General features: G+C 31.9%; 13 protein-coding genes. 4 read left to right on the forward strand and 9 right to left on the reverse strand.

Annotated features, from left to right (window positions below; genetic code table 11):
• Positions 1-39 precede the first annotated feature (39 nt).
• Positions 40-1611: a phosphoenolpyruvate carboxykinase (ATP) gene (gene pckA, locus B3M86_RS01575; RefSeq protein ID WP_291076689.1), complete on the forward strand. Its 1572-nt coding sequence runs from the start codon at positions 40-42 to the stop codon at positions 1609-1611.
• 194 nt (positions 1612-1805) lie between these two features.
• On the opposite strand, the gene B3M86_RS01580 is transcribed toward pckA, so the two are convergent.
• From B3M86_RS01580 to B3M86_RS01605, 6 genes are all read right to left on the reverse strand, one after another.
• Complete coding sequence (locus tag B3M86_RS01580; RefSeq protein WP_291047328.1) at positions 1806-2456, reverse strand: tRNA1(Val) (adenine(37)-N6)-methyltransferase; 651 nt, start codon at positions 2454-2456, stop codon at positions 1806-1808.
• Positions 2457-2505: 49 nt separating this feature from the next.
• Positions 2506-3954 (reverse strand): sensor histidine kinase, encoded by a 1449-nt coding sequence (locus B3M86_RS01585; RefSeq protein WP_291076687.1) that lies wholly within the window; start codon positions 3952-3954, stop codon positions 2506-2508.
• A gap of 2 nt (positions 3955-3956) precedes the next feature.
• Entirely contained in the window at positions 3957-4544 is a 588-nt protein-coding gene (locus B3M86_RS01590; protein ID WP_219034121.1) for a riboflavin synthase, read from the reverse strand.
• A gap of 103 nt (positions 4545-4647) precedes the next feature.
• Positions 4648-6495: a glutamine--fructose-6-phosphate transaminase (isomerizing) gene (glmS, locus tag B3M86_RS01595; RefSeq protein WP_291076684.1), complete on the reverse strand. Its 1848-nt coding sequence runs from the start codon at positions 6493-6495 to the stop codon at positions 4648-4650.
• 45 nt (positions 6496-6540) lie between these two features.
• Complete coding sequence (locus B3M86_RS01600; protein WP_291076682.1) at positions 6541-8151, reverse strand: DUF4270 family protein; 1611 nt, start codon at positions 8149-8151, stop codon at positions 6541-6543.
• 15 nt (positions 8152-8166) lie between these two features.
• A complete protein-coding gene (locus tag B3M86_RS01605; protein ID WP_038336009.1) occupies positions 8167-8979 on the reverse strand; it encodes a glycogen/starch synthase in 813 nt (270 codons plus the stop codon).
• Positions 8980-9097: 118 nt separating this feature from the next.
• On the opposite strand from B3M86_RS01605, the gene panC reads away from it, so the two are divergent.
• The 3 genes from panC to B3M86_RS01620 all read left to right on the forward strand — a co-directional run bounded on the left by panC (position 9098) and on the right by B3M86_RS01620 (position 11416).
• Positions 9098-9940, forward strand: a complete 843-nt coding sequence (gene panC, locus B3M86_RS01610) for a pantoate--beta-alanine ligase (protein ID WP_280035057.1) — start codon at positions 9098-9100, stop codon at positions 9938-9940.
• Between the two features lie 85 nt (positions 9941-10025).
• Positions 10026-10373 carry an aspartate 1-decarboxylase gene (panD, locus tag B3M86_RS01615; protein WP_038336011.1) on the forward strand — a complete coding sequence of 116 codons (348 nt, stop codon included), beginning with the start codon at positions 10026-10028 and terminating at the stop codon, positions 10371-10373.
• Positions 10374-10396: 23 nt separating this feature from the next.
• On the forward strand, positions 10397-11416 hold the full coding sequence (locus B3M86_RS01620) for a lysylphosphatidylglycerol synthase transmembrane domain-containing protein (protein WP_291076680.1): 1020 nt from the start codon (positions 10397-10399) through the stop codon (positions 11414-11416).
• A gap of 157 nt (positions 11417-11573) precedes the next feature.
• On the opposite strand, the gene B3M86_RS01625 is transcribed toward B3M86_RS01620, so the two are convergent.
• Genes B3M86_RS01625 through B3M86_RS01635 form a run of 3 tightly spaced genes read right to left on the reverse strand, consistent with a single transcriptional unit; the run spans position 11574 to position 13933 of the window.
• A complete protein-coding gene (locus tag B3M86_RS01625; RefSeq protein WP_291076679.1) occupies positions 11574-12350 on the reverse strand; it encodes a hypothetical protein in 777 nt (258 codons plus the stop codon).
• Positions 12343-13131, reverse strand: coding sequence for a hypothetical protein (locus tag B3M86_RS01630; RefSeq protein ID WP_291076678.1), 789 nt, complete (start codon positions 13129-13131; stop codon positions 12343-12345). Before B3M86_RS01630 ends, B3M86_RS01625 begins: the two co-directional genes overlap by 8 nt.
• The gene (locus B3M86_RS01635) at positions 13124-13933 is read right to left on the reverse strand and encodes a hypothetical protein (RefSeq protein WP_291076677.1); all 810 of its coding nucleotides are present in this window, start codon (positions 13931-13933) and stop codon (positions 13124-13126) included. The genes B3M86_RS01630 and B3M86_RS01635 overlap by 8 nt, the downstream gene beginning before the upstream one ends.
• Positions 13934-14102: the final 169 nt, after the last annotated feature.

Here is a 14102-nt window from a genome sequence, read left to right on the forward strand (position 1 = left end):
TACCTTTAAAATTTTAAAAATACTTTAAAAATCACAAAAATGAGCATAGAATTGGCATCTTACGGAATAAAAAATTCCAAAATTAACTATCAATTATCTCCTGAAGAGCTTACGGAGAAAATGGTAGAGCTAGGACAAGGAGAAATTACATCTTCTGGAGCAGTAAATATGTTAACCGGAGAATTTACAGGACGTTCTCCTAAAGATCGTTTTATTGTTAAAGACGAAATCACTGCAGAAAACGTTTGGTGGGATGGAAACATCAATATTCCTTTCGATTCTGATAAATTTGACGCTTTATACGATAAAGTTGTTGAGCATTTAAGCAACCGCGAAATTTATGTACGTGATGCTTTTGCTTGTGCTGACGATGCATACAAAACAAAAATTAGAGCAATTACAGAAACTCCTGCAGCTAATTTATTTATCTATAACATGTTTATCCGTCCAACAGAAGAAGAATTAAAAAACTTTGGTGATGCTGAATGGACAATTATCAATGCACCAACTTTTGTTGCAGATGCAGACGAAGATGGTACAAGACAACACAATTTCTCTATCTTAAATTTTAAACGTAAAATCGTTTTAAACGGAGGAACTGGTTATACAGGAGAAATGAAAAAAGGTATTTTTTCTGCCTTGAACTTCATCATGCCCGTATTTAGAAATACTTTACCAATGCACTGTTCTGCTAACTCAGGTGAAAACGGAGATACAGCAATGTTCTTTGGATTATCTGGTACAGGAAAAACAACTTTATCGGCAGACAAAAACAGACGTTTAATTGGTGATGATGAACACGGATGGACAGAAGACAATACAGTTTTCAATTTTGAAGGTGGTTGTTACGCAAAAGTTATCAACTTATCTCCAGAAGGTGAACCAGAAATTTTTGCAGCGATCAAAGATGGAGCTTTATTAGAAAACTGTAAATTAATTCCAGGTACTAACGAGGTTGATTTTACAGATACATCTATCACAGAAAATACACGTGTTTCTTATCCAATTGATTATATCGAAAATATTGCAGTTCCATCTGTAGGAAAAAATCCTAAAAATATTTTCTTCTTATCGTTTGATGCTTACGGAGTTTTCCCTCCAATTGCAAAATTAAACCCAGATCAAGCGGCTTACTTGTTTATCTCTGGATATACATCTAAAGTGGCTGGTACAGAAGCTGGTGTTACAGAGCCTCAAACTACATTTTCTACATGTTTTGGTGCACCATTTATGCCATTACATCCAACAAAATATGCTGAAATGTTGAGCGATAAAGTTGAGAAAACTGGTGTAAATGTTTGGTTAATCAATACAGGTTGGAATGGTAAAAAAGAGCGTATGTCTTTAAAAGACACTCGCGCCGTTATCAATGCAGCTTTAAATGGAGATTTAGACAACGTAGAATTCAAAAAAGATCCTTATTTCGGATTTGAAGTTCCAGTTGCAATCGAAGGTGTTGCTTCAGAAAAATTAAGTCCAGCTACTTCTTTTGATTCTACAGCAGCTTACGAAGTAAATGCGAAAGAATTAGCAGATAAATTCAAAGCGAACTTCAAGAAATTTGAAGAGTTTGCAACGGCTGATTTATTAGCTGGTGGACCAACGATTTAAGGATAAGATTGAGGTTAAGATTAAGTTTTTAACTCATTTTGAAAATCAGAAATAAATATAAAACCGAGCAAATTGCTCGGTTTTTTTATGTTTTTAAATGTTGAATAAATCTTTACATAGATGCATAGAAATACAATTTTCTATTTGACATCAAAATCAGTAGTTTACTCATCGTTTTTCATCTTTGATGAAAATTACATTTTCAAGTAAAAATCCTTTGTCAACTGAATATAATCTTCTGTGTACTGATGACGATCGACTTCGATAATTAATTCTTTTTCTTCTACTTCTTTTTCATGAAAACTAAATTCTAATAACACACGTTTTGTTAACGTTGTCGAATTCCCTTTTATATAAACGACACGAGATAGTTTTAAAGCATTTTGAGCAGCTATCGTACAAAAACCATCCATTTGATCGTATGGAATTATAAAACTCGCTAATCCGTCTTTATGTAGTAATTCAGCAGTTTTTTTTATTAATTCTTCGAAAGTCAATGTTTCTTGCTGGCGTGCTTGTTTACGCGCGTCAAAATCAACCGTATCATTCACCACAAAAAAAGGTGGATTACTGACAATCAAATCATATTTTTTATTGGTTGAATAATCTTGAAGCGATGAATTAAAAATGGTTAATCGATCTGAAAAAGGTGCATTATTGAAATTCTCTTTTGCTTGTAAAAAAGCAGCGTTATCAATTTCTATTGCATCAATCATCGAATGAGGAAAACGTTGCGCTAACATCAACGAAATTAATCCAGTTCCTGTACCAATATCTAAAATAGTATTTCCATTTTTTAAAACAGTCCAAGCACCAAGTAAAACACCATCTGTGCCTACTTTCATTGCGGTTTTGTCTTGAAAAATTTCGAATTGTTTGAATCGAAACGGTTTTCTATTCATTGCAAGGAATCAAAATGTAGAATGTTGTACCAACAGAAATTTCAGTTTCGAAACGAATTGTTCCATCATAATCGTCAATAATTTTTTTCACCATTGGCAAACCAATTCCCATTCCACTATTCTTTGTTGTAAACTTTGGAACAAAAATAGAATCTTGTGATTCGACAGGAATTCCATTCCCGTTATCTTGAATGGTTATATGCAAAAAACCATCCACTAAAAACACATCTACTTTAACTTTCGCTATACGAGATTTCGGAATAGATTGAAACGCATTCTTTGTAATATTGGTGATAATTCGATTCAAATATTGTTTATCAAAAGTCATCATGATGATGTTAGGCGAATAATTAAATTCGATAAACTCCAATGGAAAAACATATAGCGCATTTTTTATGACGTCTACCACATCAATTTTTGCATCTTTACGAGAAGGCATTTTAGCAAAATCTGAAAAAGCTTCAGCAATCGCAGAGATGGTATCAATTTGTTGCAATAAAATATTAGTTGTTCGCATCGTCTTTTCTTCAAGATTTGGATCATTTACATCAAATTTTCGCATATAATTCTGTAGCATTAATCGCATTGGTGTTAATGGATTCTTGACTTCATGCGCAACTTGTTTCGCAAAATCTCGCCATGCTTCTTCACGCTCTTGCTTAGCTAATAAATCTGATTGTTCCCGCAATCGGTTCAACATATCATTATAAGAATCTACCAGAACCTTTATTTCATCGTTACCATCATAACGAATAGGCATATTGTTTACAATAACTTCTGTTTCTCGAATCCGATCTGCAAACGACCAAAGTTTATTAAGCGTACGTTTAGTAACAAAATAGACCGCAAATGTTCCAAACAAAAGAATAACTCCAAAAGCCAATCCATAACTACCAATTAATGTAAACATGTCTTGTTGTAAAAAATCTTGGTTAGATTGATAAGGTAGACAGAGAACAGCAATATTTTCGTTGTAATAATTTTTGATATTACTATAAGACGAATAAACATTATTGTCGTCGGCTGTATCTTTATTCGTTACAATAAAATCATTTGATTTTTGTAGTTGGTCTAATATTTTCTGAGGTAAAACATCATAAGTCGTTGAAACTGGCTGTGTGGTTAAAATTTTATTACCACGCAAATCATAAATTACAATATCGGTTTTATTGATATCACCGATGCGAAGAAAACCATCTTCTAAAATGTCATGAATATTATCTTTGGTTGCAATTCCAGGATAATTATCCATTTCGTAATCTATCGCAGACTCTACCGCTCTAACTTTTCGTTTGAGAATATCTTCGTGATATTGTTTAGTTTGTTGATTGAAATGATTGGCAGTAATCAGCAAGATAGCACCTGCTGTAAATAACAAAATCGTTACCATATAAATGATAATACGAACGGGTAGCGATAGGTTATTTTTTTTTCTAATCATTTTTATTTTTGGAATAATCTTTTGACGTATTTTCCTAAGATATCAAATTCTAAATTCATTGTATCGCCAACTTTCACTTGATTAAGGTTTGTAAACTCCCAAGTATATGGAATAATTGCAACCGAAAACTGCCCTACTTTACTGTCAACAACTGTTAAACTAATTCCGTTAAGACAAATCGAACCTTTTTCTACTGTAACATTTCCAGACGATGCTTCATCATATTCTACTGTAACAAAAAAGCTACCATTTTGGTTTTCTATCGAAACAATTTTTCCAGTTTGATCAACATGTCCTTGAACAATATGACCATCGATACGACCATTGAACTGCAAACATCGTTCTAAATTGATCAAATCACCTTCTTTTAAAGTGTTAAAATTTGTTTTTTGTAAGGTTTCCTCTATAGCAGTGACTTTGTAAAGACCATATTTGAAATCAACAACTGTTAAACACACTCCATTGTGAGCAACACTTTGATCAATTTTTAATTCATCACAAAAATCAGCTTCAATCCATAAATGTAAATTAGATTGCTCTTTCTCTGCTTTTATAAGCTTTCCTACTCCTTCTACGATTCCTGTAAACATGATGTTATTTTTGGTGAAATTAATAATTAATTTAAACTTATAAAATGAAAAAGGGATGATTTTAAAACATCATCCCTTAAATATATTATCTCTGTAATAATTTTTACTCTACAGTAACAGATTTTGCCAAGTTACGAGGCTGATCTACATTCTTACCTAATTTAACGGCAATCCAGTACGATAATAATTGTAATGGAATAGCTGTTAAGATTGGAGAGAATTCTTCTGCTGTTTCTGGGATTACTACGTAATCATCTGCCATAGCAGTTACTTGCTCATCACCATCATTAACAATTGCAATTACTTTAGCGCTACGAGATTTAATTTCTTGAATGTTAGAAACTACTTTTTCGTAATAACCTTTTTTCGTTGCAATAACAATAACAGGCATATTTTCGTCCAATAATGCAATTGGTCCGTGCTTCATTTCTGCCGCTGGATAACCCTCTGCGTGGATATATGAAATCTCTTTTAATTTTAATGCACCTTCTAAAGCTGATGGATAGTTGTATCCACGTCCTAAATAAATTGCATTTCTGTTATCTTTGTATTTATCAGCAATTTGATCAATTACACCTTCACAGTTGTCTAAAATTTGTTGAACTAATTCTGGGATACGTTCTAACTCGCGTGTTAATAAGTTGAATTTCTCTGTTGATAATTCACCATTTTGTTTACCTAATTTTAAAGCAATCAACGCTAAAATTGTTAACTGAGCTGTAAATGCTTTTGTTGATGCAACACCAATTTCTGGTCCTGCATGTGTATAAGCACCAGCATCTGTAATACGAGCAATAGAAGAACCTACAACATTGTTGATTCCAAAGATAAATGCACCATTTTCTTTTGCTAATTTAAGTGCTGCCAATGTATCTGCTGTTTCTCCAGATTGAGAAATTGCAATCACGACATCGTGTTTATTGATGATTGGATTGCGGTAACGGAACTCAGATGCATATTCTACTTCTACAGGAATACGAGCGAAATCTTCGATCATGTATTCTGCAACCAAACCTGCATGGTAAGAAGTTCCACAAGCAACAATGATGATACGTTTTGCATTCAAGAATTTTTCTTGATGATCCCAAATACCAGCCATTTTAATAATGCCTTCGTCTACTAATAAACGTCCACGCATTGTATCACGAATAGAACGAGGTTGTTCGTTGATTTCTTTTAACATGAAATGCTCGTAACCACCTTTTTCAATCGCTTCAATATTTAATTGTAACTCTTGAACATCTAAAGAAACTGCTTCGTTATTTTGGATTGTACGTACATCTACTTCTTTGTCTAAAGTAATTGTTGCCATATCACCATCTTCTAAATAAACCGCATCTTTTGTAAACTCAATAAACGGAGAAGCATCAGAAGCTACAAAAAATTCGTTTTCTCCAATACCAATTGCCAATGGAGAACCTAAACGTCCTACGACAATTGTATTTGCTTCTTCTTTGTCTAAAACTGCAATCGCATATGCTCCAATCACTTCATTCAAAGCTAAACGAACTGCATCAGTTAAATTTAAGTTCTGTTCTTCTTGAAATAATTGAATAAAGTTTACTAAAACTTCTGTATCCGTATCACTATGAAAAACGTACCCTTTGTCTTTTAGTAATTGTTTGATTGATTCATAATTTTCGATAATTCCGTTATGAACCAATACCAAACGTCCATTATTAGACATATGAGGATGAGAGTTTACATCATTTGGAACACCATGTGTTGCCCAACGTGTATGCCCAATTCCTAAATGAGGTGTTTTATCTAAATTTGCTGATTTATCTTCTAAATCTGAAACTTTTCCTTTTGTTTTTACCAATTCAAAATCGGTACCAGTAGAAAGAACTAAACCTGCACTATCATATCCACGATATTCTAGTCTTTTTAGTCCATTAATAATAATTGGGTACGCTTCGCGATGTCCAATATATCCTACAATTCCACACATAATATTTTATAGTATTTTAGTTAAATTCGTTAAATATAATACGCCCTATTTTTGAGAGTAATATACCAATAATTTCAGCTTTTTATCCGCTACTTCCGAATTATTTCCATGTAAAACAATTCTGTATGGATTATAAGCTCTATCATTTTGATAAGGATTTGTACTATTAATCGTAGTTGCATCGCTAACAGATGTTATAAAATTACCTATTGTAATAAACATCGTTTGATCTTTAAACTCATTTCCTTTCTCTAACATGCTTTTTAGATGTTTCGTGATATCAATTGTATAATAATCCGTATCTCCTTTTACAATAGGATTAAAGTGAACTGATGTAGGGTATGAATTATAGAATTCTAAAACGTCTGCATACAATTCATTTATAACTTTATCATCTTTTTTGTAGTTATTCCAAGCTACTAAATAAGGCGGTTTTGGAAAACTAGTTGAACCATCAATATAGAATTTTAATTTTGCTCCAAGAATCACAATATTACTTTTTGTCATCTCAGATTTTAATTCATCTAATTGCGTTTGATTGATTCTTAATTTTGCATAATTCCCACTCATTCCGCTTAAATACAATCTTGCATCACCATTCACTTCATCAGGCTTGATTGTAGAATAAGTAGAACCTATTGTATTATTTACGATTTGAGAAGCAATAATATTAGCATTATTTGCAGTACCAGAATTCCACTGATTTGTCATATCAAAAGCATAAGTAACACTTACACGTTCTTTATAATCAGTATCAGTATCTTTTTTTTCAGTTGGATTCTTTTTAGAATAATACATATTCAAGTCAATTTTATTTGGATTAAAATTGACAATAAATCCATTTGATTCTTCTACAGAAAACTCTAAACCTTTGATATTTTCACGAATAAATGTTGCGTGATCAGAAAGTAATCCTGTTTTAGCATTTTTAATAATTTTTTCGTCAAAATAATCTGGATCTAAAGAAACTTTGTAACCAGGAACAACCTCAGAAATATTAGAAGTTCCCGTTTTTTGTTTAACAACTTTTCCTGTTACTGTTTTTCCAATTGTTGCTTTTCCGATTACTCTTGAATTAACAGAAATTGGAGATTCAAGTCCACTTAATGTTGAAAAATATTTTGTGTCTTTATATAAAACTGTATTAATATCTTTAATTTTCAACGTCATTGTTAAATCCTTATTCCCATACAAAGAGTCTACTGCATACTTTGTTGTAATTTGGATTGTATCTGTATCTTTTGGTTTCTCTCCTGGTTTAGAAAGATTGATCGTATCTTTAGAAATTGGATCTTTAGTAGTGCTGTAATAAACTGGAATTACCAAATTCACAGAATCTACTTTAGGTTCTGTTCCAAAATCTTGATCTCCAATAGACGAAGGTCTAATTTGTGTATAAAACTTAGAAGATGTAGAACCAAAAATTGGCTCATTGTACACACCAAAAGCTCCATTTTGAAGTACAAACTTATCTGTACGAAGCGTGTCAAAATTGGCATTAAAAGCAATAACATCCAAGGATTTTACATTTCCTTCTGCCTCACCTCCAATCACATTGTTATCTAATCCTAGTGTTTCATTCTCACACGAAACAATTGCTCCCATTCCAATCATCATTGCAACAGACACAGAAAGGACATTCAAAAATTTTTTCATTAATCTAAACAGATTTTAATTAGAGTTCATTACTTCCTCAAGATAGAAGTTGTTGTAAACTTCTTTTGCTTGCTCTTTAGAACAATAGTCTAATAGAGGAATATTTTGTTGGTTGATATAGTTTTTCACATCTTCTGGAATCATCTCTTCTCCTTTCGCAACTGCATCAGCATATTGTAAAGAAGCTTGAATCATACCCAAATGTGTAGGTTTTTCTAAATATGTTTGTACATCAGCTTCTACCTTATCAAAAGCTAATTTTTTAACTAATTCGTTATCTAATTCTCCTTCAAATCCGTTGTCAAATAAAGAAACAACAACTTTCGCATCTTGAAAGAAAGGATCGTCAGAATAATATTTTTTTAGATACAATGGTACTAAACTAGACATCCAACCCATTACGTGAACAACATCTGGTTTCCAGTTCAATTTTTTTACTGTCTCTAAAACTCCTTTTGCGAAGAAAATAGAACGCTCGTCGTTATCAGAAAATAATCCATTATCTTCTCCATAAACTTCTTTACGTTTGAAATATTCCTCGTTATCGATAAAATACACTTGTAGTCTTTCTCCTGGAACAGAAGCGACTTTAATGATTAATGGTTGATCCAAATCATTAATAATCATGTTCATACCTGAAAGTCGTATTACTTCGTGTAATTGGTGTCTTCTTTCGTTAATTGCTCCAAATCTTGGCATAAAGATTCTTACATCTGCGCCACTACTTTGCATGATTTTTGGCAAATCTAATGCTTGTGAAGACATCGGATTTTCAGGAAAGTAAGGTACCATTTCTGTTGTTACATACAATATGCGCTTTCCTTCCATAATTTCTACTCTCTTTTCCTAATGAATAATAAGGCACAAATTTACAAAAAAATGTTGATATATTGTTTGCTTATAGTAGCTTTGCGAGATATTAGTTTTTTTTTAACAAATCAATGTTATGGTTATATTTAACGAAAAGGAAAAATTAACTCCCGCAATCGTCGAGTTAAAAAACCAAAACAAAACCATTGGCTTTATCCCTACAATGGGCGCTTTACACGAAGGTCACATGTCTTTAGTCAAAGCTTCTAAAGCTCAAAACGACTACACAATCGTCAGCATTTTTGTCAATCCGACACAATTTAATAATCCAGAAGATTTAGCAAAATATCCTCGAACTGAGGAAAATGATAAAGAATTGTTAATGAAAAATGGATGTGATTTTGTCTATATGCCTACTGTTGAGGATTTATATGATGCAAATGAAGGTGCAAAACATTACGATTTTGGCACAATAGACCAAGTGATGGAAGGCGCTTCTCGCCCTGGACATTTTGATGGAGTTGCCACAATTGTTTGCAAATTATTCAAAGCAGTTCAACCAACAAGAGCATATTTTGGAGAGAAAGATTTTCAGCAAATTCGTATCATTCAAGAAATGGTAAAACAAGAAAATTTAGATGTCGAAATTGTTCCAATGCCAATTCATAGAGCAGATTCTGGTTTAGCATTTAGTTCAAGAAATGCACGTTTATCAACGCAACAAACTTCGGATGCCCCTCAAATTTATTCAATTTTATCGCAAGCTGTAACGCTAAAAAATGAAGGAAAAGATGTTGCTGAAGTAAAAGCTTTCGTCGAAAATGAATTCAAAAATTCACCTTTCGAATTAGAATATTTTGAAATCACAGATGAAGAAACCTTGTTGTCTATCGAACATTTTTCTGAGGCCTATAATATTCGTGGATTTGTCGTTGCCTATGCAGGTGATGTACGTTTAATCGATAATATTCAGTTTTAATTAAATATAATAAATTTCTCAAATCAATAGAAAAATATTGAAACAGGTTTTGAAATTTATAAGTTCAGTGTAACTTTGCAAGATTATGATGGTAGAAGTTTTTCACTCTAAGATACATAGAGTTAAGGTAACAGACGCAAAATTAAACTACATCGGAAGTATTACAATCGACGAAGATTTGATAGATGCTGCCAATATGGTTGTGGGTCAGAAAGTACAAATCGTGGTACAAGAGAATGGCGAACGATTTGAAACTTATATTATAAAAGGTAAACGTGGAAGTGGCGAAATCTGTCTGAATGGACCTGCAGCGCGTAAAGTACAAGTTGGTGACACAGTTATCATCATTACGTATGCGATGATGGAGTTTGAGGAAGCCAAAACATACGAACCAACAATTGTTTTCCCTAACGAGAACAATCGTTTAGATTAAGAAATTAATTTTCAATAATTTATATGAAGAGTAAGATCAAACAATCGCTCTTCTTAATCATTGCTTCATTGTTAGCCGTTTTTTTTGTCGTGGTAACAGTGAAGCAAATTGATTTCGAACGAGTTGCAAAAGTTTTAAAACAAACCAATTATTTTTGGATTTTTGCATCTATGGCAATCAGTATTCTCACATATTGGATACGCGCCGCTCGTTGGAATCTTCTTCTAAAGCCAATGGGCTACAACACACAAACCTCATCTGGTTTTTGGGCTATTGCATTTGCATATTTTATGAATTTGACCATTCCTCGAAGTGGTGAAGTGGCTCGTGCAACAAGTTTCTATAAAATGGAAAAAGTGCCGTTTGAGAAATCTTTCGGAACAGTAGTTTTAGAGCGTGTAATTGACGTTTTATTTTTGGGATTATTTTTCGGTTTAACACTTATTTTCAATTATGAAACATTCATCAAATTTGTAGAATTAGGAAACAAAGAAAAAGTACATCAACCAACAGCTGAACCTTCTTTCTTAAAATACTACATCACAATTGGAGTTCTTGTTTTAGGAATTGGATTAATCGCTATTTTCTGGAAAAAAATTAGTCAATTAAAGTTTTTTGAAAAAATCAAAACCTTTCTATTTGGACTTTGGGAAGGTATAAAATCAATCTCGAAATTAGAAAAAAGAGGCTTATTCATTTTTTATTCTTTCGCACTTTGGATTTGTTATTTCCTAATGACTTTCCTTGTTTTCTTTGCTTTTCCAGACACCAAAAATTTTAGTATACCAGAAGGTTTATTTCTATTGATTGCAGGATCTTTGGGAATGATTTTGCCTGTTTCAGGCGGTTTGGCTTATCCGTATATTATGTCGATTGCATTTTCGGCCGTTTATTTAGCAAAAGGCGGAGATCAGCACGAAGGACGAGCAATTGGCGATTATTTTGGGTTAATTCTTTATATAGCTCAAGTTGTATCGATGATTAGTTTTGGATTGATTGCTATTTACAAAATCGCACGAATTCGACGAGATTCTACACAATAATCTCATACCTCCAAAACTACGATTCCAAAGCTTTACCATTTTATTGATTTCCCAAGGATTTATTTTATAACTTATTTTCATAACAAAAAAGAAAATAAGATTGACAAACAATACAAAAAGTAATTCCATAGCTAATAAGTTTCATTAAATATACATTTTATTTCTTTATCATTTCCAAATATTTAGGCGCTTGTTCTTCTAAAATTTCTGTAATCTTATCGTATTTATTTTCTTTTACGAGTTTCTCTAATTCAAAATTCGCATAGCAATAACGCACATAATCAGTGACTTTATTTTCGGGAATATTCAATGTTTCGATGAAATAATTTGAGGTGAAATAATTCTCTAAATCTTTTATTCTATCTTCTTTTTTGAAATATTCATACTGTCTTTTTTCTCGCTTCCGTTGACCTGAAATTGCAGTAATCCATGCCGCAGGATTCAATAATCCAAAGCCTCCAATATTTGATGTAGCATTAGGATCAATTTTTCTAAAACGCAAATTAGGATCAATTCCCAAATTCAACTGTTTGTACATTTCATCAACTTGGTCATATTTGAGCTTGATATTGTTCTTAAAGTTTTTGTCTAACGTATTAATTCTCGCTTCAGCAAGTTCAATTGTTTCAATATTCAAGTGAATCGTCAGCATTCCTTTTGCTAAAATATCCGATGTAATTTTGATTTTTCGTTCGATATAAAAATCGTGCGTAAAAATCAATTCATCTCCAACAGACGCCTTAATCGAAAACATTCCACTCGCATTTGTAAACGCTTTCGCATTCGTCGATTCATTTGTCACCAAAATATTGTCCACCACATCTTGCCCAGCAATTCCATCATCAATCACCACTTTTCCGGTAATCAAAGTCGTCTGCGCAAATGTAAAAACGCTCAACAAATTCAATAATATAATGTATTTTATTCTACTCATCTTTCTTCATTTTTGCTAAATAAATTGGCGCTTGTTCCTCAATTATAAAAAGAATTTCATCAAAATTATTATCTCGCAACAATTTCGGAAAATCAAAATTTGAATAACAATAATCCAAAAACTCATTTATTTTTCCTTCAGGAATTTTCAAATCATTCACAAAATAATAGGTCGTAAAAAATTTATGCAACGCCGACAATTGATCTTCTTTCACAACTTTTATCGGAACTGGATTTTTCATTCGCTTTTTTGGACTTTTAAACACATTTATCAACCCAAGCAAATTAACTCCTCCAACTTGTTTTATTATTCTATTTACTCTTTCCTCATCATGTTTAAGATTCAGTTCCGCTTTAAATTCTAGAGAAGTAAAACCTGCTTCATCATTCAATTTTTCTTGAAATGATTTTTCTTTTCCCAAATTTTTGAGCGAATTTTTATCCAATTTCGAGATATTCGCTTCTTTCAATTCTATCACTTCAATATTAACATGAATCGTCACAAAACCTTTCGTAATCATAGTTTCCGAAACTTTCAATTTTCTTTCTTCGATTCCCGTATGTTTTATTAACAATTCATCATTCAAATTCACATTTATCGAAAATAAGCCAACATTATTTGCTTTGGTTCTAACTTTAGTCGTTAAATTTTCAATCGAAGTTCCTTCCAAATCAATAACTTCTTCTGCATCATCCACAATAATTTTTCCTGTGATTAAAGTGCTTTGTGCTTGAAGGCAACTTGATGAAATGATTAATAAAAAGAATAAAAATTTACTCATGTTCGATTGTTTTTTGGTTGATAGTAGAAAGATAATTTGGTGCTTGTTCTTCGAAAATCAAAGTAATTTGATCGTAATTATTTGCTTTTAAAAGTGGTTCTAACTTAAACTCAACAAAGCAATAATGAATAAAATCAAGAATATTTCCTTTCGGAATTTTCAAATCATGCTCAAAATAATATTCGGTAAAATAATCTTTAAGTTGAATGATTTGATCGTATTTATCAAGGTTTTTCTTTTTCAGGAAATATTTATATCGTTGTACATCCTTATCTGAGACTTGATCTAATAAAGCCATAACATTCTCGTACCGAATCGCGACACCAAATACCCGAAGATAATCAACTGTCTTAGCGTATTTTATCATATCATTTCTAAACTCTTCATTAATGCCTAAACTTTTGTTGATTTTTTCACTTTGCGTTTCGTCTTTGCTAATATTTTCTTTCCAATTCTTTTTTAGTGGTTTAATTTTCGTTTCAGATAGTTCTATCACTTCAACATTTAGATGAACTTCTATAAAACCTTTTCTAATCATTGATTCGGAAATTTTAAGTTGACGTTCTTCAATTCCAATTTGTTTGAAAAGTAAAACATCATTTGGCTGAACTAGAATCGAAAAAAGACCTTTTTCATTTGATTTTGTTCGTGCATTTGATGTTAAATTTTCGATTACAAAATCATCTAGATTAACGATTTCATCCGCATTATCTAACATAATTTTTCCCGAAATTAAAGTCGATTGTGCATAGGCAGAAATACAAAAAATATAAAAAAAGCTAAGAAGTAAAGTTATTTTCATTGGCATTTTAAAACATGATTAAAAATAATCGAGAAAATGATTGAAAATCAATATTTAACTCAACTTTATCTAAAGTTGATAATTTGTTAAAAAAGTAAATTATTGTTAACGTTTTTTGATTATTGTATTAAAATTTTTCACACTTATAACTCCATATCTTGTCGCGATA

The sequence above is a fragment of the Empedobacter sp. UBA6305 genome (assembly GCF_002440405.1).
Taxonomy (GTDB): Bacteria; Bacteroidota; Bacteroidia; order Flavobacteriales; family Weeksellaceae; genus Empedobacter; species Empedobacter falsenii_B.

What these genes read in the sequence shown, in the direction of transcription:
- B3M86_RS01625 (WP_291076679.1), bottom strand. Translation starts at nt 12,350, where the DNA reads ATGAGTAGAATAAAATACATTATATTATTGAATTTGTTGAGCGTTTTT.
- glmS (WP_291076684.1), bottom strand. Translation starts at nt 6,495, where the DNA reads ATGTGTGGAATTGTAGGATATATTGGACATCGCGAAGCGTACCCAATT.
- B3M86_RS01600 (WP_291076682.1), bottom strand. Translation starts at nt 8,151, where the DNA reads ATGAAAAAATTTTTGAATGTCCTTTCTGTGTCTGTTGCAATGATGATT.
- B3M86_RS01580 (WP_291047328.1), bottom strand. Translation starts at nt 2,456, where the DNA reads ATGAAAGTAGGCACAGATGGTGTTTTACTTGGTGCTTGGACTGTTTTA.
- B3M86_RS01605 (WP_038336009.1), bottom strand. Translation starts at nt 8,979, where the DNA reads ATGGAAGGAAAGCGCATATTGTATGTAACAACAGAAATGGTACCTTAC.
- B3M86_RS01620 (WP_291076680.1), top strand. Translation starts at nt 10,397, where the DNA reads ATGAAGAGTAAGATCAAACAATCGCTCTTCTTAATCATTGCTTCATTG.
- panC (WP_280035057.1), top strand. Translation starts at nt 9,098, where the DNA reads ATGGTTATATTTAACGAAAAGGAAAAATTAACTCCCGCAATCGTCGAG.
- B3M86_RS01585 (WP_291076687.1), bottom strand. Translation starts at nt 3,954, where the DNA reads ATGATTAGAAAAAAAAATAACCTATCGCTACCCGTTCGTATTATCATT.
- B3M86_RS01590 (WP_219034121.1), bottom strand. Translation starts at nt 4,544, where the DNA reads ATGTTTACAGGAATCGTAGAAGGAGTAGGAAAGCTTATAAAAGCAGAG.
- pckA (WP_291076689.1), top strand. Translation starts at nt 40, where the DNA reads ATGAGCATAGAATTGGCATCTTACGGAATAAAAAATTCCAAAATTAAC.
- B3M86_RS01635 (WP_291076677.1), bottom strand. Translation starts at nt 13,933, where the DNA reads ATGAAAATAACTTTACTTCTTAGCTTTTTTTATATTTTTTGTATTTCT.
- B3M86_RS01630 (WP_291076678.1), bottom strand. Translation starts at nt 13,131, where the DNA reads ATGAGTAAATTTTTATTCTTTTTATTAATCATTTCATCAAGTTGCCTT.
- panD (WP_038336011.1), top strand. Translation starts at nt 10,026, where the DNA reads ATGATGGTAGAAGTTTTTCACTCTAAGATACATAGAGTTAAGGTAACA.